Source organism: Lacticaseibacillus yichunensis (genome assembly GCF_003946405.1).
GTDB lineage: Bacteria > Bacillota > Bacilli > Lactobacillales > Lactobacillaceae > Lacticaseibacillus > Lacticaseibacillus yichunensis.
Genome location: NZ_RHOG01000012.1, coordinates 1 through 25614, shown reverse-complemented (window position 1 = coordinate 25614; position 25614 = coordinate 1). Strand labels below are relative to the sequence as shown.

The 25614-nt window shown below is 57.9% G+C and carries 22 protein-coding genes and 1 pseudogene; 9 read left to right on the top strand and 14 right to left on the bottom strand.

What is annotated here, in order from left to right:
• Window positions 1-427: 427 nt before the first annotated feature.
• Window positions 428-685 (top strand): DUF2187 domain-containing protein, encoded by a 258-nt coding sequence (locus EKM95_RS05280; protein ID WP_125696804.1) that lies wholly within the window; start codon window positions 428-430, stop codon window positions 683-685.
• Window positions 686-773: 88 nt separating this feature from the next.
• Here EKM95_RS05280 and brnQ read toward each other — a convergent pair whose 3' ends face one another.
• The 4 genes from brnQ to EKM95_RS05260 form a co-directional block, all read right to left on the bottom strand.
• A complete protein-coding gene (brnQ, locus tag EKM95_RS05275) occupies window positions 774-2111 on the bottom strand; it encodes a branched-chain amino acid transport system II carrier protein (RefSeq protein ID WP_125696803.1) in 1338 nt (445 codons plus the stop codon).
• Window positions 2112-2196: 85 nt separating this feature from the next.
• Complete coding sequence (locus EKM95_RS05270; RefSeq protein WP_125696802.1) at window positions 2197-2871, bottom strand: histidine phosphatase family protein; 675 nt, start codon at window positions 2869-2871, stop codon at window positions 2197-2199.
• 156 nt (window positions 2872-3027) lie between these two features.
• Window positions 3028-3843, bottom strand: coding sequence for a Cof-type HAD-IIB family hydrolase (locus EKM95_RS05265; RefSeq protein ID WP_125696801.1), 816 nt, complete (start codon window positions 3841-3843; stop codon window positions 3028-3030).
• Between the two features lie 309 nt (window positions 3844-4152).
• A complete protein-coding gene (locus EKM95_RS05260; protein ID WP_125696800.1) occupies window positions 4153-5055 on the bottom strand; it encodes a LysR family transcriptional regulator in 903 nt (300 codons plus the stop codon).
• A 127-nt stretch (window positions 5056-5182) separates the two neighbouring features.
• On the opposite strand from EKM95_RS05260, the gene EKM95_RS05255 reads away from it, so the two are divergent.
• Together EKM95_RS05255 and pepT are read left to right on the top strand one after the other, a co-directional pair.
• Window positions 5183-6385 carry an aminotransferase-like domain-containing protein gene (locus EKM95_RS05255; protein WP_125696799.1) on the top strand — a complete coding sequence of 401 codons (1203 nt, stop codon included), beginning with the start codon at window positions 5183-5185 and terminating at the stop codon, window positions 6383-6385.
• A gap of 139 nt (window positions 6386-6524) precedes the next feature.
• Window positions 6525-7778 carry a peptidase T gene (pepT, locus tag EKM95_RS05250; RefSeq protein WP_125696798.1) on the top strand — a complete coding sequence of 418 codons (1254 nt, stop codon included), beginning with the start codon at window positions 6525-6527 and terminating at the stop codon, window positions 7776-7778.
• A gap of 52 nt (window positions 7779-7830) precedes the next feature.
• Here pepT and EKM95_RS05245 read toward each other — a convergent pair whose 3' ends face one another.
• Complete coding sequence (locus tag EKM95_RS05245) at window positions 7831-8715, bottom strand: helix-turn-helix domain-containing protein (protein ID WP_125696797.1); 885 nt, start codon at window positions 8713-8715, stop codon at window positions 7831-7833.
• A gap of 219 nt (window positions 8716-8934) precedes the next feature.
• Here EKM95_RS05245 and EKM95_RS05240 point away from each other — a divergent pair, with 219 nt between their 5' ends.
• Window positions 8935-9297 carry a hypothetical protein gene (locus EKM95_RS05240; RefSeq protein ID WP_125696796.1) on the top strand — a complete coding sequence of 121 codons (363 nt, stop codon included), beginning with the start codon at window positions 8935-8937 and terminating at the stop codon, window positions 9295-9297.
• 141 nt (window positions 9298-9438) lie between these two features.
• Here the strand turns inward: EKM95_RS05240 and EKM95_RS05235 are convergent, their stop codons facing one another.
• Entirely contained in the window at window positions 9439-10233 is a 795-nt protein-coding gene (locus tag EKM95_RS05235) for a hypothetical protein (protein ID WP_125696795.1), read from the bottom strand.
• Window positions 10234-10755: 522 nt separating this feature from the next.
• Here EKM95_RS05235 and EKM95_RS05230 point away from each other — a divergent pair.
• The 3 genes and pseudogenes from EKM95_RS05230 to EKM95_RS05220 all read left to right on the top strand — a co-directional run bounded on the left by EKM95_RS05230 (window position 10756) and on the right by EKM95_RS05220 (window position 14761).
• A complete protein-coding gene (locus tag EKM95_RS05230) occupies window positions 10756-13143 on the top strand; it encodes an ATP-dependent DNA helicase (protein ID WP_125696794.1) in 2388 nt (795 codons plus the stop codon).
• A pseudogene (locus EKM95_RS05225) lies at window positions 13140-13820 on the top strand (hypothetical protein); the annotation flags it as partial. The gene EKM95_RS05230 and the pseudogene EKM95_RS05225, both read left to right, overlap by 4 nt.
• Before the next feature lie 107 nt (window positions 13821-13927).
• Window positions 13928-14761 carry a sce7725 family protein gene (locus tag EKM95_RS05220; protein WP_125696834.1) on the top strand — a complete coding sequence of 278 codons (834 nt, stop codon included), beginning with the start codon at window positions 13928-13930 and terminating at the stop codon, window positions 14759-14761.
• A gap of 866 nt (window positions 14762-15627) precedes the next feature.
• Here EKM95_RS05220 and EKM95_RS05215 read toward each other — a convergent pair.
• From EKM95_RS05215 to deoC, 4 genes are all read right to left on the bottom strand, one after another.
• The gene (locus EKM95_RS05215; RefSeq protein WP_125696793.1) at window positions 15628-16983 is read right to left on the bottom strand and encodes a C40 family peptidase; all 1356 of its coding nucleotides are present in this window, start codon (window positions 16981-16983) and stop codon (window positions 15628-15630) included.
• 209 nt (window positions 16984-17192) lie between these two features.
• The gene (deoD, locus tag EKM95_RS05210; RefSeq protein WP_125696792.1) at window positions 17193-17900 is read right to left on the bottom strand and encodes a purine-nucleoside phosphorylase; all 708 of its coding nucleotides are present in this window, start codon (window positions 17898-17900) and stop codon (window positions 17193-17195) included.
• 83 nt (window positions 17901-17983) lie between these two features.
• Complete coding sequence (locus EKM95_RS05205) at window positions 17984-19177, bottom strand: phosphopentomutase (RefSeq protein WP_125696791.1); 1194 nt, start codon at window positions 19175-19177, stop codon at window positions 17984-17986.
• Window positions 19177-19842: a deoxyribose-phosphate aldolase gene (gene deoC / locus EKM95_RS05200; RefSeq protein ID WP_125696790.1), complete on the bottom strand. Its 666-nt coding sequence runs from the start codon at window positions 19840-19842 to the stop codon at window positions 19177-19179. The genes EKM95_RS05205 and deoC overlap by 1 nt, the downstream gene beginning before the upstream one ends.
• Before the next feature lie 136 nt (window positions 19843-19978).
• On the opposite strand from deoC, the gene EKM95_RS05195 reads away from it, so the two are divergent.
• The gene (locus EKM95_RS05195) at window positions 19979-21184 is read left to right on the top strand and encodes a PTS sugar transporter subunit IIC (RefSeq protein WP_125696789.1); all 1206 of its coding nucleotides are present in this window, start codon (window positions 19979-19981) and stop codon (window positions 21182-21184) included.
• Window positions 21181-22020 (top strand): alpha/beta hydrolase, encoded by an 840-nt coding sequence (locus EKM95_RS05190; protein ID WP_125696788.1) that lies wholly within the window; start codon window positions 21181-21183, stop codon window positions 22018-22020. The genes EKM95_RS05195 and EKM95_RS05190 overlap by 4 nt, the downstream gene beginning before the upstream one ends.
• Before the next feature lie 195 nt (window positions 22021-22215).
• On the opposite strand, the gene EKM95_RS05185 is transcribed toward EKM95_RS05190, so the two are convergent.
• From EKM95_RS05185 to trxA, 4 genes are all read right to left on the bottom strand, one after another.
• Window positions 22216-23316: an LCP family protein gene (locus tag EKM95_RS05185; RefSeq protein WP_125696787.1), complete on the bottom strand. Its 1101-nt coding sequence runs from the start codon at window positions 23314-23316 to the stop codon at window positions 22216-22218.
• Between the two features lie 350 nt (window positions 23317-23666).
• Window positions 23667-24131 carry a threonine/serine exporter family protein gene (locus EKM95_RS05180; RefSeq protein WP_125696786.1) on the bottom strand — a complete coding sequence of 155 codons (465 nt, stop codon included), beginning with the start codon at window positions 24129-24131 and terminating at the stop codon, window positions 23667-23669.
• 13 nt (window positions 24132-24144) lie between these two features.
• On the bottom strand, window positions 24145-24894 hold the full coding sequence (locus tag EKM95_RS05175; RefSeq protein WP_125696785.1) for a threonine/serine exporter family protein: 750 nt from the start codon (window positions 24892-24894) through the stop codon (window positions 24145-24147).
• A complete protein-coding gene (trxA, locus tag EKM95_RS05170; RefSeq protein WP_125696784.1) occupies window positions 24884-25219 on the bottom strand; it encodes a thioredoxin in 336 nt (111 codons plus the stop codon). Before trxA ends, EKM95_RS05175 begins: the two co-directional genes overlap by 11 nt.
• Window positions 25220-25614: the final 395 nt, after the last annotated feature.

The window sequence follows — 25614 nt, the reverse complement described above, 5'->3', positions numbered from 1 at the left end:
CGGGATTCGCAAGTCTCGGAGGAAAAAGGGTGCGGAGCGCGGCGTTTAGGTCTGAGCAACTAGTGCGGCCTAGGCGGTTGATGGCGTCCTTAGCCATCGAGCGACTAGGCTGACTAGATGTCTCAGACCTGCCGCGCGGAGCCCGACTATGGAGAGGTGTGAAGCCGAGCACTCCCCAAACGTGACCAGAAAAACTGAGAACGGCTCACTCAAAATTTGATTCGCAGACTATCATCACTTTGTCACCATTTTTTCGTTACAAATATAGGTGACAGCGCTATCATGTTTTTGACGTGGATGCGCTTGCACGATAAAAATAAAAATATCGCGCAATTCCGACTGAAGGCTCTTGCTTTCTTACTTGGTATGCATTAGTATGTCGTCTATCAATTGAAGAAAATTGATCAGCGAAAGGATTTGAACGCACATGAAAAGAGAAGAAGTTCATCTGGGCGACAGCCTAAAGTGCAAAGTCAAAGAGGACATGGACCGGCCGTTCACCGGGACCGTGCAGAAAATGTATGAGAATTCTGCCCTGCTCAACATCACCGATTTTGATGCGAGCGACAAGCAAAACGTGGCGGAGCTCAACTTCAAAATTGTCATCAATTTCAAATCCATCGTAAAAAATCTCGGCGGCGGCCGCATCGATCCGCCAGCCGAGGAGGAAACGGCAGTCGAGTAACTGCCCCAGTCCACCCACAAACACGTCAAAAGGCACCCTGCTCGCACAATCGCAAAGCAGGATGCCTTTTTTGTCGCATCGGCGCAACTTATTTTCCCCGACCCACTGTCTTGGCCAAGACCCAGCCCAGCGCCACGCCGATCACGGCGGGCACGATCCAGCCGAGGCCCACGGCAAACCCGGGTAGATGATCACCAATCGTCAATAACTGCGCGATCCACCCTATTTTGGCGTCAGCCGGCAACGCATTGAGCCCATCGAGAAGCGCAGGCAACACGGTGAACAGCATCGCGGTATTGAGTAGCCAGCGCGACTGGCCTAAAAATGGACTGAGCAGGCCCAGCAGAATCAGCACAATTGCCAGCGGGTAAATAAAATACAGAACTGGCGTGGACACCGCGAGCAAGCGGTCGAGGCCGATGTTCGCGAAAAACAGCGGCACCAGCGCCGCAAATGCGATGAGGCCCTGATACGGGAGTGCGGGGAATAGCTCCTTGAATGTGTCCCCGAACGCGGTGATCAGGCCGATTGCTGTTTTCAAACAGGCGAGCACCACGATCACCATCAGCAAGACATTGCCCAAATCCCCAAAATACGCATGCGCCACATTGGCCAGGATCGGGCCGCCATTTGCGGCGCGGCCGAACACGCCCAGCGCATTGCGGCCAAGCAGCGCCAACAACGCATACAGCACGCCCATCATGACGATCGCGATCGCCCCGGCGCGAATTGTGTCCGTTGCGACCTGGGTTGGCGCCGTCACGCCGAGCTGGCGGATCGCCTTGACCACGATGATGCCAAACGCCAAGGCGGCCAGCGCATCCATCGTGGAATAGCCCGCGGTGAAGCCCGTCGCCAGTGGCTGGCTAGCGTACACCCCGTGAGCCGCGGCGCCGCCTCCAAGCGGCCGCACCAGCACCATCACGAGCAGCACCCCGAGGCTGACCAGAAACGCCGGCGTCAGGACTTTGCCCACTGTGACCATGATCTTGCTCGGGCGCCGCGCAAACCACCACGCCACGGCGAAAAATAGGAGTGAATAGACGAACAGGGCCGGCCGGCTGATACGGGTCGCTACAAACGGCGCCAGGCCGACCTCAAACGAGATCGACGCCAGCCGCGGCAAGGCAAACAGCGGGCCGATACACAGATAAAGCAAAATGGTGAAGCCGTAGCCAAACGGGCGGTTGACCCGCTCGGCCAGCTCAAACACGCCATCCGTTTTGGTCAGCCCGATCGCGGCGACACCCAAAAGCGGCAGGCCGACGCCCGACAGCAAAAACCCGATCAGCGCGGGCCAATAGGCGGTGCCTGCCTCTTGGCCAACAAACACCGGAAAGATCAGATTGCCCGCGCCAAAGAACAGCCCGAACAGCATTGCCCCGATAAAAAATAGATCCCGCCGGCTCAACTTTTTGTCCGCCATGTTGCGACCCCCTCCGCCCAATTTTTTCCAGAATAGCAAAACGACAAGCCGCGCGCAACAGATTGGCTCGCAGCTTGCCGTTTCGTCACTTCGTCCACTTCAAATCATCAAAGTCGACCACAGTGAACCGCGTCCCATCAAAGACCACGCGCGTCACACTGGCATTGTGCAACATTTCCTGGCCGCCGGTGTCAAAGCCGATAAAGTTCAGCCACATCAAGATCGCGGTCCCGTGACTGACCGCCAGCACGCGCCGGTCGCCTTCGCCAAGCGCCTCTTGGCCGATCGTGCGCAGCGTTTGGTCCAGCCGATTCTGCACCATCGCGTTGTCTTCGGCGCGGTTTGGCACCTGGTCCTCATTCGTCGCACGGGTGGCGTCAGCGATCTGCGCCAACGTCAACTGGTGCGCAAGCAAGGCCGCGGTGAAATTCGGCAGACCGAACAATTCTTGGGAAAAATCGTTGGTCAACTGGCCCTCATACTTGCCGTAATTTTCTTCACGCAGGCCGACTGTTTCGGTGATTGCAAGCCTTTCTTGCCCAGCGGCATCCAACGCCAGTCGTGCCGTATCTGCGGCCCGCGTGAGGTCGCTGGCATACGCGCGGTCGAAGGTGATGCCATCCTGCGCCAGGCCCCGGCCAAGCGCGCGGGCGTCCGCGATGCCCTTATCCGTCAAGTCGGAGTTCGCCATTCCCTGCACGCGGTCTTCGACGTTAAATTTCGTTTGTCCATGCCGCACGATCCAAAGCTCAGTGGTCAAAAGTAGGTCGCCAGTCCTTTTATCAGTTTACTTGTGTCATTGAGATAGTTGTTTTCCGCCATTGGGCTCGGCGGTGGGTTTCCGTAGTTGAGTCCGGCGGTGGGTTTCCGCAGCAGTCCTCGTCAGTGAGTTTCGCCAGCGATTTTCGGCGCCCAATTAGGCGGCCAGATGCAGGGCCTTTGCGAGATACGCCGCCACGCCATCATGGTCGTTGTCATCACCGGTCACATCGTCCGCCGCAGCTAAGATCTGCGGCCGGGCATTGGCCATCGCGACCCCAACGCCGGCAAACTCGATCATGTCCAAGTCGTTCAGGTCATCCCCGAAGGCCCAAATATCGGTGCGCGCGATGCCACAAGCGTCCGCGACATACGCCAGCGCCCGGGATTTTGAGGTGTTCGGTGCGGTCACTTCCAGCGCCGTATTTTCACCGCTCCAGGCACCCCAGGTCTTCGCGGCCAAGTCTGGAAAACGCCCGGCGATCGCAGCGGAAAGTGGGTCTAAGGTCGCCTCGTCGATGAACATGGTCACCGAGATTGGGTTCTGGGTCAGCCCGGCGGCATCAAATAGGCGCGTCGGCGTCGGCATGTCCGGCAAAAACGGAATATCGGTGTAGCCATGATCCGCCACCAACAATTGCTTGCCTTCCGCGACCATCACCTTGATGTCATAGTCGGCCTTGAACTCCTGCAGGCCAAGCGCGGTCGCGATCGGCAGGGTCACAGCATGTTCGCCGGCCCAATGCTGATGCGGCACGTGAATCAGCGCGCCGTTGAAATTGATCATTGGCGCGGTTAGGTGCAGTTGATCGTAAAATGGCTCGGAGATCGAATCCGGCCGGCCCGTTGTGATGACCACTTGATGCCCGGCGGCGCTGGCCGCTTCTAGCACCGCGATCGTACGTGGGGTCAGTGCGCCCTTGGCATTTAAGGTGGTCCCGTCGAGATCTAAGGCGATCAATTTGCGCTGCATGGCTTGTCCTCCGTCGCGTGATTGGAATCCAGTATAGCATGTTTGAGGCGGTTGTTTAATAGAAGAAACGTGGTGGAGCGAGTGTCCTTGTGTGTTTAGTTTGTGCAAGATTGCGGGTGTTGCTTCAAAACGTCAGCTGATCGATACCAATCAGAAGCCTCTTTCTCAAAAACCGTATCGCTCAACCATGAGAAAGGTTTTTCAATTACAGTGATCCACCTTTCACTGAAGACGATGCCAATCCGGTCCATCTGAGCCCACTAACGATTTCCGTCTATCGTCCCGCTCACAGCAGGCCCGCGCCTGCCCTCATTTTTCCCTCTGCAACAATAACTCCCCGTATTCGCCTTCCAGGTAATCCAGAATCACCGTCTGCATTTTGGCCACAGAGGGGGATTTTTGAGTGGTTGGGTTCATGACCATGACCAGGGTGCGGTCGAATGGCTCCGAGAATGGGAAGACGTTGACGTCACCCATCAATTTTTGCAAGGCGAGCTTCGGGAGGATGCCCCAGCCGAGGCCGGCTTCGACCATTGAGAGAATCGATTGGTCATCGATCGAGTAGCGCAGGGAGTTACTGGAGACCTTGTAGCGATCGAGCGCCGCCTTGGTGTCGCGGTCGTAATCGCTTTGCTGGAGGATGAAGCGCTGCTTGCTCATGTCCGCGTCGGTCATGAACGTCCCGTTTTTCGGCTGAAAATCGCGCGGCGTGATGCAATAGATCGGGTCCTGAAGCAGCGGCCGCACGATCAATTGATCTGACACTGGCGCCAGGGAAAAACCGATGTCAATACTCCCGACACGGACCTGCTCGACGATTTCGTTAAAGCCGCCCTGGACCACATCCACGTCCACTTTTGGGTACCGTTTTTTGAAACGCCGGATGATCGGCGGCAGCCAATTCGTAGACACCGAGGAAAATGCGCCGATGCGGATGCGGCCGGTGTTGAGTCCGTTGATGTTGTCAGCCACCTGAATCAGCTGATCCTCCAGGTTGAGAATCGCCTGAATCGTCGGCAGAATCGCGCGTCCGTCTTCGGTGAGCTGAATGCCGGTGCGATTGCGAATGAAAAGTGGAAACCCGAGGTCGCCTTCCAGCTGGGACACCGAATGAGACACCGCGCTGGGCGTGACGTTCAGCGCCAGCGCCGCCTGCATGAAGGTACCCTGTTCCACCACCGCCGCAAAGACCTCGTAACTAAAATTGGACATAGTCGTTCCTTTCGTGAAATCCGTTCATCTATATTTGAAGAAGTTGAATTTTACTTCATTATGCGAGGGAATTAAGATTAAATCAACGAACAACGTCGTAAGGCGCCAGGATGAAGGAGGCTATCGCATGCAATTTGCAACGCGCGTCAACAAAGTGATGGATTCAGGACTGGGTGCCCTGTTTGCCGGGGCCAAGGAAAACACGATCTCGTTTGCAGGCGGCTATCCGGATCCCGCCACGTTTCCGCAAGCGGCGATCGACCGGGCGATGCGCGACGAACTGACCGCTCGCGGGGACGCCAGCTTGCAATACGGCGGCTCAAGCGGTGCCCCGGATCTGCGCAAGTGGCTCGCCGCCCAAATGACCGCAGACGGCATGCCCGCCGCACCTGACGACATTCTCATCACGCAAGGCGCGCAGCAAGGCATCGACCTGGCCGCCCGGCTGTTTCTTGAACCCGGCGACGGCGTGGTCGTCGAAGGGCCGACCTATGTGGGTGGCCTGTCCGCCTTCGACGCGTATCAGCCAACGTATTACGAAGTGCCGATGACCGGCGATGGCATGGATCTGCGCGCGCTGCAAAAAGTGTTGATGCAGCATTCCGTCAAGTTGATCTACACCGTGCCCGATTTTCAAAATCCCACCGGCGTTGTGATGAGCGAGGCCAAGCGCCGCGCCTTGGTCGCCTTGGCCAACCAATACGACGTCGCGATCATCGAGGACAGCCCATACCGCTGGCTCCGCTACAGCGGCTCCCCGATTCCGCCGATCAAGCATTTCGACACTGAAGGCCGGGTCCTCTTCCTGGGTAGTTTTTCGAAAATTCTTGCGCCGGGTCTGCGCCTCGGGTGGCTTCATGCGGCGCCGGCGCTGATGGCTGCCCTCACCGCGCTCAAAGGGGCCAGTGATGTCGAATCCCCGCACCTGAACATGAATGCGGTCGCCCGCTATTTGACCACGAACGATTTTGACCAGCACCTCACGCAGATCTGCGACCTGTACCGGGAAAAAATGACCGCGATGGCCGAGGGGTTGGCGCGTGCATTGCCAGCTTGCGTGCATTTTGACCGGCCCACCGGTGGCTTTTTCCTGTGGCTGACGTTTCCGGAAGGCTTTGATGCGGAAGCCTTCATGGCCGACCACAGCTTGCCGGATGCGCATGTCGCCTTCGTGCCGAGTCGAATTTTATACGCCTCGCATCAGGTGAAAAATGCGGCCAGGTTGAACTTCACCAGCAGCACCCTCACCGAGATCGAAGCAGGCACCCAGGCCTTGGGCGCCGCGCTCACAGAAGCGCTGGACGCAACGGCCAAGGCGGCCAGCCACTGAAATCTGAAGGCAATCGCCAACGCAAAACGCACGGATTCTCAACGGCAAGCGCCGCTGCTGATCCGTGCGTTTTTTGCGCGCAATTTCTTGCAAATCCGCCCGGGCTGCATGACGATAGAGGCACACGGAGGAATCGCATATGACAACTATCGATTTGGCGGCTTTGCAGGCCGATTTTCTGCGCTATGTTCAGATCAATACCCGCTCGGACGAGGCGCATCCGACACGTATCCCCACGACCCCGGGCCAGACTGAGCTGGCCAAGCTGTTGGTGGGTCAGCTCGAGGCAATGGGTCTCAGCGACGTGCAGCTGAATCCAGCCAACAGCTTCGTCACCGCGACCCTGCCGGCAAATACGGACGGCCGCCCCAGCATCGGCTTCATCGCCCATTTGGATACCGCGGATTATAACGCGACTAATACCCGCCCGCAGCTTCATGAAAATTATGATGGCGCGCCGATCAATTTTGCCAATGGCCTGAGCCTCAACACCACAGATTTTCCGGCGCTCGCCCAATACCTTGGCCAAACACTGATCACGACCGATGGCACCACCCTGCTTGGCGCCGATGATAAGGCCGGTATCGCGGGGGCCATCGCCGCGGTTCGTGCGCTCCTGGCCGACCCGTCGATCCTGCACGGGACCATCAAGCTCGCGTTTGGCCCCGACGAGGAGATCGGCGTCGGAGCGGACCGCTTCGATGCCGCGACGTTTGCGACCGATTTTGCCTACACCCTGGATAACGGCGACCTCGGCCAGATTGAATACGAAACGTTCAACGCAGCCCAAGCCGTTGTGACTTTCCGCGGCACCAGTGTTCATCCGGGAGAAGCGAAAAATTTGATGGTCAACGCGATCACCCTAGCGGAAAAATTGGACGCCGCCCTGCCCCAATTCGAGCGCCCGGAAGAGACGGACGGCAAGCAGGGGTTTTACCTGCAGCTCAGTTTGACCGGCACGATTCAGGAGGCGATCGCCACCTACATCATTCGCGACTTCGACACCGCCAACTTTTCCGCGCGCAAAGCGAGCTTCGCCCAAGCGGTGGCCGGCCTCAACGCCCCGTTCGCCGAGCCGCGCGTCACCTTCACGATGGCCGACCAGTATTACAACATGGCCACCATCATCGACCGCGACCGCACGCCGCTGACTCTAGCTGAGGCGGCCATTCGCCATGTCGGGCTCACGCCAAAATACGTCCCGTTCCGCGGCGGCACTGATGGCTCGAAGATCACGTTCCAGGGTATCCCCACACCGAATCTCTTCAACGGCGGCATCAATTTCCACGGCCCATTTGAATGCGTCTCCACCGAGGCAATCGGCAAACTCGCTGAAACACTGATGGCAATCGCCGAACTCGCCGGAACCGAGGCGGGCGGGGCAACTGACTAGCGGCGATTGCGGGAGCATTCTTGGAATCGGCTCAGGCGCGCAACAATTTCGCCTACGCCGGGTCGTGAATGGGAATGTCCAATTCTTTGATCCACTGGACCTCTCCAGCCAAAATGGCGTCCGCCTTCAATAACTTCAAGGTTGCCAGAATCTGATCCAGCGCGACCACATTTTTCATTTCCTTAGTCAGTGAGTAATCCAGCACGAATTCCAACACCGTGATGCGGTAGCGGAGGAAAAATCCGTTCCAATCGGAATCAAATCCGCGCAGTCCGGCCAACAGCATCTGACTGGTCGTTTCGTCGTGATCCACGATGGCTTTTAGCGTGGCATTATGCAGGCCGAGCATGAAACTACCGGCATATTGGCTATTCGAGTATTTCGCATACTCGCTAAGTGCCCGTTTAAGCAGCGGCCCTGCCGCGTTCCTGGGATAAATATAGATCAAGAGTGCAAATAGCCGATATTCCAAATCGTACCAGGTTCCTGGATGTGTCAGAAAAGTCTGCACAGGCTGACCATCTTTTTCACTGCTTGTGGCATTTGCTGGGTCAAAAGAATCACGGACCATCTTGACTGCACTCAGCATAATCACTGCCATCGGTCCATTCAACCGTTCCAATTGGGCCAACACCGGTTTGAGCGGCCCAACGGATTCAGATCGCATCGCGAGTTGTAGCTGTTGCCAGAGAAATGGTGCATCAAACGAGGTGAAATTTTCCGTATAGTTTTCTTGCTCGCGGTTTGACATCACCTCACTGAATGAGATGCCACTCTGTTGCAACAGCATATTAAACCGCTCTATCAGCAGCGCTACCTGATCATTTTCAAACCGGGAGACCGTGCTACGACTGATATCGCCCCGCACTTGGTCGATCGTCCAACCCCGACTGAGCCGAATCGCCCGAAACAACGCCCCAGAAGATTGTTCTTTCATGTTATCCTCCTAGTTGCATATCTGAAACTCGATGCCGTTAAATGAGTCCAACTATGCAGAATTATGATAGCATTTTCATTAAGGACAAGAGATGGTGGTGCTGACCGATTGGCGACTTCAGAAGCTGACGCTACTGGACGCCTTACCACATGCTCCTGATTATCGGTTTCAAGCAACGCTTCAAATTAACGCTATGCTTTCATGAGGGGAGTTGATCCCATGATCGAACGCAGAACCATTGAAGAAACGACTGAGATTGCCCGGGCGCGGCGGACGATTCTCCCGACCTATGACGACCTCAAATGGATTCGGCGACGGCGGCGGGATCTGATCATTCGCTGGATCGCCTATATCCTTTGCTGGTATTACTATTTCGCTGTCTTCGCATTCGCCGGCGTCATCATCAACTTCATCCGTTTCGGCCCCATCGTGATCTTGATGGCGGTCATTGAGGAGTCGGTCGAGATGTGGTACCGGAAAAAACATCCACGCATTTACAAATGGACATCCAACAGTTCTCATTTCGAGGATTGGGATGCGGAAGCGGATATCCATCGCAATTACAGTCAGTCGGAACAGTGATCGACTGCCTGACCTCCAATTAATTTCAGTCGGCCCTGTGGTGGGGTCGACTTTTTGATTCACAAAGACGCAAAACGCACGCCTCAATGAAAAAAGGCGTGCGCCTGGATGAAGCGGATCGGGTTGCCCCGATACTTAGGTTTATTTCTTGGTGGCCGCCTTAGTTGAGGTGGTCTTGGTGGTCCGCTTGGTAGATGTGGTCTTTTTTGTCGCAGCGGTGGTCTTGGTAGCCGGGGACTTCTTTGCGGCTGCCTTAGTCGTGGTCTTGCTGGTCGTCTTTGCTGGCGCTTTGCTGGTCGACTTTGCCGTGGTTTTTGGCGCAACCTTTGCCTTGGTCGCCGTTTTGGCCGTCGTCTTTTTCCGCGAGCCGGCCTTGACGGTGTTGGTCGTGCGGGCGCTCGGCTTGCGCGGCGTCTTCCCGCGGGTGGTCGTGCTCCGGCTCGTGATCCGCGCGGCAGGGGCCGGGGCGGCTGGCTTTGGCGTTTTGCGGTTCGTCTCGATCACATCCAGTTTTTCCTGGACGTCGGCAATGACAGCCGCCTGCTGGCTATTTTTCCCAGCCAAATAGTTGTCGACCGTCGTGACCTCGTCGATGCGCAAATGCGACACGTTCACAAACGGCGACGTGATGATCAGATACACCTTGAGCGGCACCAAACTGTCCGCCGCCACGAAATTTGCGACCTTCTTGCTGTCGGCAAACGGTAGATTGATCACACCGGTCTCAAGCCGCACCCCGATCTCATCCTCACCATCCGCGACCAAGGACGCCTGCAACAAATTGCCCGCCGCCAGCGCCTGATCCAGATCGGCAAAAAGCGGCGCAAGCGCAGCCGCTGGGTCAGCCAACAGCGCCGTCTGAGTGACCGTGTGCGTCGTCTTTTCAAAATTATCTTCTGCGATCGCGTCTTGGAAAGCTTTGACGTTGATATCCATACTCAACCTTCTTCTTGTAGTCTATGGCCAATCATAGCCCAACTTAACCGACGGGGGCAAGTTTTGCGCGCGGGGAAAATGGGCGGCGCGCGGAATGGCGGGGATAATCGAGGCGTAAGCGTCGGGTCGTCATTTCTTCCTATAAAAGTCGACAGCGACGACATTGAGCGATATAGCGTGCCAACTTCCGTACCATGCCGACTGTGATTTGCAAATAGCACCGCCCCACTACGCCCGCCTTTTCTGTCTGCCAACATAAAAACATGCGCGTTCGTAAAATAGAACCTGACTATAAGGGTGGGCACCGGCCAGAAATGGCTCAGCCCCCTCGTCGGCGTTAGCGGCTCTGCCGCTTACGCCGAAAGTGAGCTTTATGACCGCGCACTCTGCGGGCATAAAGTCACTTGGGAGCGTTCCAGCCAATTTCTGGCCGGAGCCCACCCGGGCGTTTACGACTGGCTGTCCCCTTTCAACGCGCGAACAGGTGTTTTATACTAATCAAAGACAGAAGGGGGCGAGGCAATGACAAGTGAACGAATCGGCGTGCGCGAGTTGGTTGAGCTGACCGTGCGCACCGGCGACCTCGACCCCGTGACTACCAACTCCAGCAACACCGCGCTGATCGGCGCCCAGATCCACCGCCGCCTCCAGTCCGCCTATGACGACGACTACGAAAAAGAAGTCTACCTCGCCCATCACGTGACCGTCAATGACGTCGACTACATCATCGACGGCCGCGCAGACGGCGTGCAGACGACTGGCGATAAAGTCGTGATCGAAGAGATCAAGACCTCCGCGCGCGCCTGGGAACAAGTCACCAAAAACACGCAGGACCGATACTGGGCACAGGCCCGCGTGTACGCGCATTTTTTGTGCGAAGACCGCGACCTGGACAGCATTGAGATCGACCTCGTCTACTATCAGACCAGCAACGACAAGGTGACCCGTTTCACCGAAAAACGCAGCGCAGAAGAACTTGCCACCGTTTTTGACGACCTCATCGACGAATTTGCCGACTGGCTGAAAATGCGCAGTGATATCGTTGCTCGCCGCAATGCCAGCATTGCCACCTTGGATTTTCCCTTCCCCGCCTACCGCAAAGGCCAGCGCGAGCTCGCCGTGGCCGTTTACAAGACCATCATGACCGAGCAGCGGCTGTTTGTGGAGGCCCCAACCGGTACGGGCAAGACGATCTCCACCCTTTTTCCCACTATCAAGGCCATGGGCGAAGGCCTCGTCAATCGCGCCTTCTACCTGACCGCCAAGCAAAGCACGCGCCACGTCGCCGAGACCGCGATGAACCTGCTGGCAAACGGCGGGCTGCGCGCCAAAAGCATCACCCTGACCGCCAAAGACACGATCAGATTTCCCGACGAGCCAGATGACGCCACGAAAAATCCGTACATGATTGGCTATTACGACCGGCTGAAGCCCGCGTTGAAGGATCTGCTAGACAACGAGGACCAACTCACCCGCCCGGTCATCGAGCGCTACGCGAAAAAACACAGGCTGGAGCCCTTCGAATTCTCCCTGGACGCCAGCTTATTTTGCGATGTCATCATTTGTGACTACAATTACCTCTTTGATCCCGCTGTTTTTCTCCAGCGGTTCTTCAGCGGCCCGGACAAAGGCAACTTCTTTCTGATCGACGAGGCACACAACCTCGTTTCCCGAGCGCGCGACATGTATTCAGCCGAGATCACCGACACCGACTTCACTGCGCTGAAAGTCGCCATCGCCCCGTTCAAAGGTAAGGCCATCCCCGCTATCAAAGGCGAATTGACCAAGCTCTTGACCGCCTTTGACGTTGTGCGTGCCGGCGTGCCGGAGGGCCAGGATGAAGTGTTTCAGCCCGAAAGCCTGGACAGTTTCGCCGGCCAGCTCACCCGCCTCGGTAGCGCGATTCACGATTATCTCAGCACCGACATGGACACCCATCAACAGGCCTTGGTGGACCTCCTTCTGCCGGCCTATTTCATCGTGCTCGGCTACCTGCGCATCAACGAATTCTACAACGACGCCTTTGAGACCAAAGTCAGTCTGACCAGCCAAAGTGTGACCATCAAACAGCTGTGCCTGGATCCCTCCGCCTTCATCGATGGCTCGCTGAATCTTGGGCGCGGTGCCGTACTATTTTCCGCGACCCTTTCGCCACTGGATTATTACCGCGACGTCTTGGGGGGCGTCGACGCGTCGCTCGCCTATCGCCTCCCGTCGCCGTTTCCGCCGGCGCGCCAGGCAGTGATCGTCGCGACGAATATTCGCACCACCTACCGTCAGCGCCAGGCCAGCCTCCCTCAGGTGATCGAGAGCCTGCTGGTGATGGTGACCGCGCATGCCGGCCACTACCTCGTTTTTTTGCCGTCGTACGGCTACCTCGATCAAGTCGCGACTGCCTTTGAGACCGCCGCGCCGCACTTGAAGACCGTCCGCCAGACCGCGCAAATGAGCGCCGAAGACCGCAGCGCGTTTCTCGACGAGTTCCGGGACAACATCGACCCGGTCGTCGGCTTTGCCATTCTCGGCGGGATCTTCTCAGAAGGCATCGACCTCAAAGGCGAGCAGCTGATCGGCGCGGCCATCATCTCCGTCGGCCTGCCCGGGCTCAACTCCGAAACCGACCGCCTGCGCGATTATTTTGACCGCAAGAACGGCAACGGGTTCGCCTACGCCTACCAACTGCCCGGCTTCAACAACGTCCTGCAAGCCGGCGGGCGCGTGATCCGCGGCAAGCATGACCGCGGGGTGATTCTCCTTTTGGACGCCCGCTTCGCGGAAAATAGATACGCGGAATTATTTCCACCGCATTGGGACCATGCCACAGTGTCACGGTCCACGGACGAGCTGGCGACCCAACTCACACTCTTTTGGCAGGCCACGGAAGACCTATTGGGAGGCGACGGCAGATGACGAAAACCGCACTGACACTCGACCTTGAAAAAACGCTCTACGCCTACTGGGAAGACCTCGGTGGGACCGCCGTCGACGAGGTGACCATGCCCGATGACCTCGGCATCGTCGACACCCTAGTGATGCAAGATGAAAACGGCCAGCGCGTGTGGCGATGCTTCGAGCTGAAAGTCACCGCTAGCGATTTTCACAGCCACGCGAAGCTCAGTTTCATCGGCAATTATAATTACTTCGTTTTGCCGGCCAAATTGTACACAAAACTGGCTGCCGAGATTCCGGCGGGCATCGGCGTCATGACTTATCGCGCCTTTGATGCAGCCAAGCTTGCCGCGACCGCCGACGTGCCGCTTGCGCCCGGCCAACTGACCATCGTCCGGCCGGCCCGGTTTCAGACGCTGGCAGTTGACGAGGCGGCCCTGACCACCCGCTTCATCGCCAGCCTGGACCGTGAAGTGCGCAAGGCCAAGCAAAAGGCGCGCGGCCTCTCTGGCTTTGCCGTCGACGAACTGGCCAAGGAGCTGCGCCGGCGCACCCGTGACTACGATGTCTATGACCCAGAGGCCAACCTGTACGACCGCTTCGCCGCCGAGCTGCAAAACACCACCATCGACGCCCTGCAGGAAGAAGTCGACGCCCTGGCCAGTGAAGTTGCGGCGGCCAAACTGGCAAGCGGGAGACAGGCCGGTGCGGACCAAGTGCAGCGCGGGGCGGACGAGAGATCAGCAGGCACAGCAGGTACCGGCGCCGGCCCCGCCACCCCCGAGGCGCTGTCATGACCGCGCCACTGCAGTATTGTCCCCTGATTCGCGGGCGCCAATGGGACTTGCTTGCGCTGAGCGGCCTGTTGCAACAAGGCCAACTCTCGCCGCGGATCGTGCCGATCATCGAACCGGTCAAGGACAGCAGTGCCCTGGCCAAGGTGTTGCGCGCCGCGACCGCCGCCGAGCACCCGCTTTTTGTCATCGCCAATGCCAGCGTCGGGGACTATGGCCTGTTGGCAGAGCCGCGCTACCCGCTGATCTGGAACGAGTGGGTCCAACCGGCTCGCTGGTTTGACCCCCTTGACGCGCCGCTCGTGTTGGCGCAGACCAAGACCCAGGCCGCGCTGCTGGCCCCGACCCAACGCGCCGTGGTCCCGAATGCCGCAAGGGTGCGGGCGCTGGCCCATCCCCGCGCGATCTATCTGGAAGATCACACTCCCGGCCGCCAGCGGACCGAAGATTATGCGTCCATGCCGGATGAATTTTACCAATACCAGCGCGCCGCCCTGCCCGGCATCGGCTTTGCGGACTACCCGCTGTCCCGCGCGACCTACGACCCGCACGGCTACCCGCAGCGGGCGATCGCGCTGCATCTCTTATACCCGGGGAAAAACGGCACACTGTGGATGCATCATTTCGTCTCGCACAGCAACGATGGCTTCGATGCTCCAGGGGAAAAATTCTTCGAGGCCGCCGCGAACATGCAGGAATGGCTGACAACGCATCCGGAAGCGGTCACGCCGGGCACGACCGCCATTTCAGAAGCCCTAGCCGCGCGCCACTTCCCCGGGTTAGGTGCCGTGCGCAAGTGGCAACTGAGCCACTTTTTGACCATCATGGGCCGGTGGCTGGCCTAACTGGGCATCTGTCGCCATGATTATTGAGTTTTTGCGTTTCGGATGAAATGTCATCGACTGTGGCTCCCGCCCTTGCTGTCTCAGGGCGTTTTATTTGTGAAGACTCAATCTTGTCTTGGCTCCCTTTTTTTGCCACGTAAATGTTATGTAAAAGATTTTGTCGAAGTCGGTACTTCGGCTTTTTTTTAGTCTAAAACAGTCTCGCATCCGCGCTGTATCAACGTTTTTACCGAAGCGTCGCCCGCAATCGGATCTCTTGCCAGAAAACGCTTTCGAGATTATACTGGCACTATCTTAAGATTGGGTGTCTGCAAGGCGACCGGCAAATGTCGCAGTTCGTTGCAGTCACCCCATGTCGAGAGCGAGTCCAACGGCGCGGTGATTTTCGCGAACACACCGCGGCACGATTAGTTGGTCTCGTGTCGAGACGGCGACCGTCACTGGGAGGGCCACCCTGCCTAGTCACCCTGGGTACACCAGGCAAATGAACAAGTACTTCCGGAAAAGCCCGGCACCACTGCGGGCTGGGACGCCGATCACGTCCCCCTAACGAGTTGGAAAGCAACGATTTGGGAGATCTAAAAAAATCCCTTCATCAAGGCCGTATTAAGTGCGGTCAAACGGCCAGGACCAATCTGACAAACGAGGGCCGCTGAACAGACGCCCTGACCCGCACCAAAGATCGACCCAAGCGGCGTGACGCCCGCCTGGTGACGTTGTATCGGGAACAGTAACTAAATTGACCGATCCAGTTGCGGTCTGCAACGCAACTGGATCGGCCTTTTTTTGTCCATTTTTCCAGCGCCGCAACCACGTCTGGACAAACAAAAAACGCCCGCCGCAGCGAGCGCCAGTACAGTTTTGAATTAAAGGTCCACGTGAACCCCAAAAGAAGGTTCGAAGTACGCGGAGAACGAGTCGATCTGGACGTTTTCGCCAGGCTGTGGGGCGTTGAGATACTGGCCGCCGCCAAGGTACAGCGCAACGTGATAGGAAGCACCACGGGCACCCCAGAAGACCAGGTCACCTTTTTGAAGGTTGCTGACGGAGATGACCTCCCCGGCGGATTCCTGAGGGACGCTCCAGCCACCGATCTCGGTGCCGATCGCATTCAGGAAAACATAATGCATGAGGCCGGAGCAATCAAAGCTCGTTGGGCCCTTGCCGCCCCATTGGTAAGGCTTGCCGATCTGCTGTTTGGCCAGCGCGATCACGGCATTGATCTTCGCGGTGCGGCTGGCACTGGAAGAAACGTTGGTCGTGTTCGTGGTCGTTGCAGGCGCAGAGGTCGCTGGCTTGGCAGGCGTGGTGGTCGTCTTAGAAGCGGTGTTCGTCGTGGCGGTCGTCTTGGCAGGCGTCGAGGTCGCTGACGTGCTGGTCGCAGCGCCCGTGGATACAAAGCGCGCTGGGACATAGCCGCCATTGCTCAACTTGTACCAAGTCTCACCAGAAGCGGTCACTTTGCCCGTCGCGGTCACAGTCGAGCCATTTGTCAAATATGAGCCATTTGGCGTGCTGTAGCCGGCGCTTGCCCAAACCGTCACTGCTCCACCGGTATAGCTGATGGTCAGCTTGGTCGTGCTGGTCGCGGTGGACTGAGCCGGCGTCGTGGTCTTCGAAGCGGTACTCGTGGTCGTGGTGGTCTTGGCAGGTGTGGAAGCCGTGGCGCCAGCCCCAGCTGCAACAAAGCGTGCCGGGACATAACCGCCATTGCTCAGGCGATACCAGGTCTCACCACCGGCAGTCGTTTTGGCAACTGCGGTGTACTTGTTGCCGGCGGTCAGGTACTGGCCAGTCGGATGCGTGTAGCTGGTGCCGGCCCAGACCGTCACCGCACCAGTGGTGTAGGTCACGGAAAGGGTCTGGCTGGAGGCACTGCTGCTGCTGCTAGGTGCAGCGGCCGTTGTGGTTGTGGTGGTCGCCTTTTTGGTGGTGCCACCGACCTGCAGATAAGTATCCGGAATCCATTCGCCGGCGCCGATCTGATACCAGGTTGCCCCGTTAACTGTCTTTTGGCCGATCACGTTGATCGTTTCGTTATAGGTCACGTAACGCTTGACCTGGTTGAACGCAGGGGTCCCCCAAACGGTAGTCGCGCCGTCTTTATAGGTCACAGTCCCGGTTGCGGCACTGACAGTATTCGTGTTTGCAGAGAGCACTGCGGCCCCAGCCGCACCGACGAGCCCTGCTGTTAAAGCGACGACTTGTTTTGTCTTAACCATGCAACGATCCTCCATTCAAACTACTTATCGCGTCAGATAAACGCATTTATTTTTAAAGATTCTTAAGCAACTGTGACCACATTAACACGTTCAAATATTCTTTGCACCCGAATGCCTGTTCGTTCATGATGAAAGCGCCGCATTTGTTACAAAAAAAACCGGTCATGCGGGCATTTTCTCCCGCTGACCGGTGAAATTTTTCAATTGTGTTACAGACCTTGTGCAACGGTTAACGAAAGCACGATCATGTCATCAAAACTCGTCTGGCGCTCCTCTGCCGTGGTCTCCTCACCTGTGATCAGGTGATTTGACACGGTCAAGATTGCCAGCGCCCGCCGGTGATATTTTGCAGCGAGTAAATAAAGTGCCGGCGTTTCCATCTCGGTGGCTAATACGCCGTAATCGATCAACTTTTGCCGATCCATTTCGTCGTTGTAGAACCGATCCTCCCCGAGCACATTACCCACCTGCACGCGGATCTGTTTTTGCTGGGCGCATTGGTACGCCCGGTGAAGCAGGCCAAAATCGGCCAGTGGGGCAAAATACAAGCCCGCGCCAAAGGTATTGAGGATGATCGAGGAATCGGTGGTCGCGCCCTGGGCCAGCACGACATCGCGCACATGCACATCGGGGCCGAGACCACCTGCCGTACCCACGCGAATCAGTGTTTTCACGCCATAATCGACCATTAACTCCGTGATATAAATACTAATGGACGGAATCCCCATCCCCGTCGCCTGGACGGAAATACGTCGGCCCTGATAGGTGCCGGTATAGCCAAACGCGTTGCGCACCGTGTTATAGCGCACCGGATCATCCAGATAGGTCTCCGCAATGTATTTGGCGCGGAGTGGATCGCCTGGCAGCAAGACGACATCCGCGATCTCGCCCTGTTTGGCTTCGATATGTGTACTCATCACGAGCTCCTTTCAGCCTTACTGCCGCATGGGATGCCGCAGTTGGTCAACTCACTTTACAGTTTATTTCTTCCTATATAAAGCTAATTTAACTCGCTCAAAAATGACTGGCCGCTGCCGTCATTGGCCACCCCGAAGTTGTCCAAGATGGTGGCCCCCATGTCAGCAAAAGGCGGGCGGACGCCCAAGTCACCGTTACCCGGCAGGCCTGGCGAATAGACAACCAACGGCACAAATTCCCGCGTGTGGTCCGTGCCACGGAAGGTCGGATCGTTGCCGTGGTCGGACGTGATCATCAGCAGGTCGTCGTCTTCCATCTCAGCCAGCAATTCGCCAAGCCGCGCGTCAAACGCCATCAGCGCGTCGCCATCCCCTTGCGCGTTGCGGCGGTGGCCATACATCGCATCGAAGTCCACGAGGTTGGTGAAAATAAAGCCAGTCCGGCCATCCGTGACCGCCTTGATGGTCTGTGTCATACCATCATCATTTGAAATGGTGTGCACGCCATCATCCAGGCCCTGGCCAGAAAAGATGTCGTTGATCTTGCCCACGCCATACGTTGGCACGCCGGCCGCTTGCAGGCGGTCGAGATCCGTCGGCGCGTTTGGCATCAGCGCATAGTCATGGCGATCCGACGTGCGGGTAAACGTGTCTGCGCTGTCGCCGACATACGGCCGCGCGATCACCCGCCCGATGCGATACGGCTGATCGGTGGTGATGCTGCGCGCATATTCGCAGATCTTATACAACTCCGCCAGCGGAATCACGGCGGTGTTCGCCGCGATCTGCAGCACCGAATCCCCCGATGTGTAGACGATCAGGTCGCCGGTCTTGAGCTGCTGCTCCCCATATTTAGCGATGACCTCGGTGCCCGAATACGGCAGGTTCACGATCACCTTGCGCCCAGAGAACGCCTCGATCTTTTGAATCAACTCAGCCGGGAAGCCATTGGGGAAAAAGCCAAGCGGTTCCGTCACCGGCAGGCCCATCATTTCCCAGTGGCCATCCATGCTGTCCTTGCCAGCCGAGATCTCATACATTTTGCCAAAATAACCGAGCGGGTCAGCAATCGGTTCAACGCCTTGAATCGGGGCATCGCGGCGAATATTGCCAAGTCCGAGCTGCTGCCAGTTCGGCAAGGCCCAGTCGCCCTTGAAAAAGTCGCCGATGTGGCCCAACGTGTCGGCCCCAACATCATTGTATTTTGCCGCATCGGGCGCTTCACCGATTCCGATGGAGTCCGTCACGATCGCGATGACGCGTTTGAATTTTGCCATTACGCTTCGCCTGCTTCCTTCATGATGGCCACGCCGGCACTTGCGCCCAAGCGATCCGCCCCGGCTTCGATCAGCGCCTTGGCGTCGGCATAGGTGTGAATGCCACCTGCCGCCTTGACTTGCAGGCGATCGCCGACCGTCTGCTTCATCAGCGCCACATCATGGACCGTCGCGCCGCCGTTTGCAAAACCGGTCGAAGTCTTGACGAAATCGGCGTTGGCCGCTTCTGCCAGCTTGCAGGCGGTGACTTTCTCGTCGTCCGTGAGCAGGGCGGCTTCGATGATCACTTTCAGCAGCGCGTGACCGGCATGGGCCGCATCCGCGACAGCCGCGATATCCGCCTGCACCGCCGCGTCATGGCCGGCTTTGAGCTCGCCGATGTTCAAGACCATGTCCACCTCGCCGGCTCCATTTGCGATGGCCTCTTTGGCTTCGGCGACCTTGATCGTCGTCGTGTTGGCCCCCAGCGGAAAGCCGATCACGGTGCACACCGTCACGTCGGTCCCAGCCAGAGCCGCCGCCGCGCGCGGGACCCAGTACGGATTGATGCACACGGATGCGAAATCATACTGCTTGGCTTCATCCAAGACCCGGTCGATCTGATCCTGCGTGGCTTCCGGCTTGAGCAGGGTGTGGTCGATGTATTTTGCTAATGGCTTTGTCATTTTTTGCACTCCTTTGTTCGTCTCTGCCCTAATATTACCATTGCCACGCCGCGCCTGCATTGATATTAATGGTCAGCCGCGCAATAATAACAGTACTCAGTGCGCCCAGTCGACGCACGAACGGAGGTGGTCCATCTTGGGGAAAATTGGTCAGCGACTCGAACGCACACTCACGCGCCTGCATCAGTGGTGGCGCCAGCTTTCTTGGCCAGCCGCGCTGGTTGTGACGCTGCGCCGTCTTCGCGCCTTTTTGTTGTTTGCCGGGGTGCTCAGTGCCATCACAGCCAGCGTCTTTTCCCATAACGGCTTTTTTGCGGCAGTCTATGATCTGCCGCATCGCATGCCGGGCTGGGCCCCGATCGGCCATGCGTTTGCGGCCGCGACCCCGGTGGTCTGGGGACTGCTTACGCTGGCCATCGTGGGGCTTTTCACCTATGAGGTCCAGCGGCGGCGCGACATTTTTGCCCCGGTGACCGCGATCGCCGTGGTGGTCCTGGGTTCCATGGATCTGTCCACCATGCGGCCGCCGACCTTTTCCGATTTTGGCAGCGACCGCCTGCTCGTTTCATTGGTGATTGCAGGGCTTGTGGCCTGGTTGTTTGATCGCAACTGGGCCCGCGGCGTGCGGCCACGCACCTGCCTTGCGTTGGGGGCCACCGTGCTTGCCATTACGATCGGCGCGACTCGCCATTATTGGCAGCTAGCGGTCGTCTCTTCCGGTGTGATCACATCGGTCGCCAACCTGCCCGGCCCGCATGTCTTTTTGTTCTTGCTGCCTATGTTGAACACCCTCCTGGTCTGGTGCGGCCTGCCGAGTGTGTTGCCAACGCTGAACCGTTTTTCCAGTAGCGGCTGGAGCACGGAGAACCTGGACTACGCGCTGAGCCACGCGCATGGGTTGAACCTGCCGCACCTCCTGACGCTGATGACGACATATGCGCCGTTTGCCAACATGGGCGGCGCCGGCATGACCCTGGCACTTCTTTGCGCGGTGGTGATCGCCCGGCGCAAGGTGCCATCCGCCGCCTTTTTGCCCAGCCTGGTCAACCTGCCGCTGCCGGCGCTGCTGACGCTACCCGCGCTGTTGGATCCGGTCCTGCTGATTCCGGCAATCATCGCGCCACTGGTGGTCCAGCTGCTAGCCGCTGGTGCGCTGGTGCTGCATCTTTTCGCCGCAAATGTGTTTGAGGTCCCGCCGACAACGCCCGGTCCGCTGATCGCGCTGCTGGGCACGAACGGCGATTGGCGCGCTGGTATTTTTGCCGTGGTGATGCTGGCGGTGGCGACGCTGATCTTCCTGCCGTTCGTGCGCATCGCTTTGAAGGAAGGTGCCGCCTCATGAGAAAACACTTACGCGTATGGCTGCTGCTGGTGCTTGGCCTATTCGTGGCCGGGGCACTCACCGTCAGCAGTGTCCAGTGGATGAAAACAAACGTCTCGTCGGCGCGAGTGGTGCATAATTCCCGCATGCATCCGGTGATTCTGGTGCCGGGCAGCTCCGCCAATCAGGAGCGCTTCAACACGCTGGTCACCCTGCTGAACCAGCAGGCGCGCGGCCACAGCCTGCTCAAGGTAACGGTGGCCGAAAATGGCAAACTCTCCCTTTCCGGCAAGGTCGCCGCGGGGGACAACGAGCCCTATATCGTCGTCGCCTTTGCCAACAACAGCGATGGCTACACGAACATCAAGCGCCAGGCGAAGTGGTTCAAGACAGCCTTCACCTACCTGACCGGCCGCTACCACTTCAACCGGTTTTCCGCGATCGGCCACAGCAACGGCGGCCTCGTCCTCACTTTATTTTTGGAAAAATATGTAGATGACGATACCGTGACTATGAATAAACTGATGACGCTTGGCTCGCCCTTCAATCTCGAGGAAAGCAGCCTGGCCAATCCCACCCAGATGTACACGGACATGATGAAGGCGCGCACCAAGTTGCCCAAGTCGCTGGATGTGATCTCGGTGGCCGGCATTGAAAATGCGAGCGGTGATGGCATCGTGCCACTGGCCAGTGTGGAAGCCGGCCGCAATATCTTTTTCGGGGCGGTGCACAGCTTCACGCAGCTCACCGTTTCGGGCACCGATGCCCAGCACAGCGCACTGCCGCAAAACCAGCAGATCGTCGACATGATCAAACAGAATATTCTCAGCAACCCGGGCCGCGACCGGCAGCAATGACCCTACACGCAGACGAGACGCGGCGCCAGGCCGCGGCGCCGCGCCTGACCTGGCGGGGCAGCGCGCTCGCCAACCGACCCGCTCGCCGGCCCCGGCTAACGAGCCAGTCCGCCCAACTCGCCCAATCAAAAACGGGAACCAGATCCGCACACCAGCTGTGTGTGCGAATTCGGTTCCCGTTTTTGTCACGCTCGACTACTGCACGTTGTACAACGTATAGATCGGATTACCCCCGTCCCCCAGTGGCATCCCGTTGGCCGCGTTGAGCTTATTTTCCTCGATCACTTTGCCGGTGAGCGGCGTGCTCGCCAGGCCCAACTCCTTGCGAATTGCATCCGACACCCGCTGCAATTCCGCATTCGTCGCGACCTGGTAGGCGGATTGCATGCCCGAGCCATCCGTGACCCAAGCCCCGGTGGCCTTGATTGCATCCTTGGTGATGTTGCTGGCGGCCGCCCGGTATTTGGCTGCGATCGCGAGCAGATCGTCGAACGATAAATCGGTGCGCATTGTGGCGGACAAGGAGGCCATCACATTTTCATAATTGCTGAGGGAGCTGGCGGACAGGGCTTTTTTGACGATCGCCTCGATGACTTCCTGCTGGCGCTTGGCGCGGCCATTGTCGCCTTCCGGATCCTCGTGGCGCATCCGAGCATAGGCCAAGGCACGTTTGCCGTTGACGTGCTGCTTGCCCTTGACGAAGGTCTGATTGCCCACGTCTTTGTCTGTCCAGCCGAACTTGACGTCGATGTCGATACCGCCCACAGCATCCACGATCTTCGCGAGGCCGGACATGTTGACGACCACGTATTTGTTGATTGGGACATTCAGATAATCATGGACCGTCTGAATGGACGCACTGGCGCCGCCATACGCGTAAGCCGCGTTGAGCTTGGCGAACTGGCCGGTCATGTCGCCCGAGTCGGCCATCACGCTGAGCATGTCCCGCGGCAGCGAGGTCATCGTGGTGTGCTGAGCTTTCGGATCGATCGTCACCAAGATCATCGCATCCGTACGCCCGTTTGTTTCCGTCCGCCCGAACGCGCCGGTGTCCGTGCCCAGCAATAAAATACTCAGCGGCTTCGTGCCATCAATATCCGAATGATAGGTGACCGTTTTGCCTTCCTTGGTCTTGGCCACTTCATAAGTCTTGGCCACCGCCGTTTTTGTCTGGGTCCACAAACGCGCCGCATAGCCGGCCGCCAAAAAAGCGGCTGCCAGCACAGCCGTGAAAATCAGCTTGCCAATCAGATGGCGCTGATGATCGTGTTTTTCCCCTCGTCGCTTGTCAGCCATGCTCGTCTCCCCTAACCGGCTTGTATTAGTCCAATTGTATTACACACGCATCTGTATCATATCAGAAAGTTGGGTGCAAGCGGTGACATTAAGCAAATATTAACATGTGCGCGGCGTCTGCGCGTAAGAAAAAAAGCACCGCATCCCGAAGGACACGGCGCTCGCTCACAGTACCTTTTTCAAGATAAGGCCATCTTGGCTCCACAACCTCAGACCACTGACCCCCGCATTCCGGCGGTAAAACAGCCAGCTGTGCTTTCACCGGCATTGCCGGTTACTCGACTCATCGCATGGCTTCAGTATACCACGAGCCAGCCGGTCCGCCAACCGCTGCGAATTTTTGCCAACTGTCACTCATTTTTCGACGCGCGTCTGGCCTGTGCCTTGTAAGTCTGTTCGGCCAGCAGCTGCGCCATCATATAACCAACCGCGATCGCACCGGCGACCATCGCCACGCGCACTGTCAACAGCATCGCGTCATCGAATTTTCCTAGCACCAGCGCCCGCACCGCCTGATACGCTGTTGCGCCAGGCACCAGTGGGACCAGGCCCGGAATGTTGAAAAGAATCACAGGCAGTTTTTTCACCCGCGCAAAGATCATCCCGGCCAACCCGATCGCAAAAGCACCCAGCAGGTTGGACATCATGCGGCCCGCATGGACCTCCATTAAGAGCCAATAGACCATCCAGCCGGTTGCGCCAGCCCACCCGGCTAAGTTCAGCGCACGGTGCGGCACATTGATGATGATGGCAAACGCCACCGTGGATAGGTAACTGAAGCTGAGCTGAACGAGTAGCTGCACCCAATATGGCATGGCGCTTCCTCCATCATAAGAATCTAAAGATCACGGCAATGCCGACACCGATCGCGCAGGCGGACAAAATGGCTTCCATCCCACGCGCGATGCCGGAGATCAAATGGCCGGCCAACATGTCGCGAATCGAGTTGGTGATCGCCACGCCAGGCACCAGCGGCATGACCGCCCCGACGATCACATTGTCGAGGTTATGCCCGATGCCGAGCCGCACCCCGGCCCATGACACGAGGCCAACACACAGCGCCCCGATTGCCTCTGCGATGAAGCGCACATTGGTCAGGCGGCTCACGCTGGCATAGACCCAGTAGCCCACCGCCCCGGCCAGCGCCGCCAGTGGCATATCGAACCAGTCATAGGCCTGCGCGAAGATCACCATCAATGTGGTCGAGCACAGCGCCGCTGCCAGCACCTGGAGCCAGAATGGAAAATACGGGGTGTGTTGATCGACTTTGATCAATTCTTCCCGCAACTCTGGGAGGGTCAGCTCATGTGCGGCAAACTGGCGCGACAGGTTATTCACTCGCGCCACCTTTTCCATATCGATGCCGCGTCTGAGGACTGGCGACAGCTGGACCATCGGCGAGCTTGACACAGCTGCGAAGATCCCAGTCGGCGTGGTGAACACCATCGCCGAGCGTTCCCCTGCGTTTTTCGCGATGCGGGACATGGTATCATCGACCCGGTACATTTCGGAGCCGCCCTCGATCATGATTCGTCCCGCCAACAAGCAGGTGTCCAGTAACAGGTCCTCAGTCGTCATCGCGCGTTTCCTCCAGCTGAAAAGACTGCCGCAAATGGGCCTCGAGTTGTGCCTTCGGGTAGGCGCCAGTGATTTTTTCAAATGCCTTGCCGTCCTTGAACAGGATCAGGGTCGGAATGCTCTGCACATGAAAGGCATCTGTGGCCGTCTTGTCCTCATCGATATTGAGCCGCAGCACCGTGACTGGCAATTCGTCTTCCAGCGTCTCAAGCATCGGGGCGATCATCCGGCATGGGCCACACCAAGGCGCCCACAGATCTAAGACGACTCGCTTGTGCTGAGTCGCGGTCAACTGCCATGTTCTTGTGTTCACCGTTTGCGGCATGATGCGTTCCTCCTAGATGGTCCGTTCACTATTAAGCGCCAGAATTTGTTGTGACCATTGCCATGATTTTAGCAGATTGCGGCCCATTTGGCGCGGCCTAGCGCGACATTTTCATCATCTCGCCACCAATTTTCGGTAGCTTCTCATTGACCCATCGGCACGTCACCCATGTGTCCGCGACACGCCGGCGTCTCATATAGCCTCACGGAGATCGACTCGACTTGCCCGACCGCTGACCAGCCTAACTTTGAACCGAGGATTCTGCTGAAAATTCAGTTCAACGGCATAAAAAAAGACCGATCACTCGGTCTTCCATTTGCGCGGCGGCTTCCTACCCTCGCAGGCAGTTACCCACCAACTACTCTCGGCGTAGAGAAGCTTAACTTCTGTGTTCG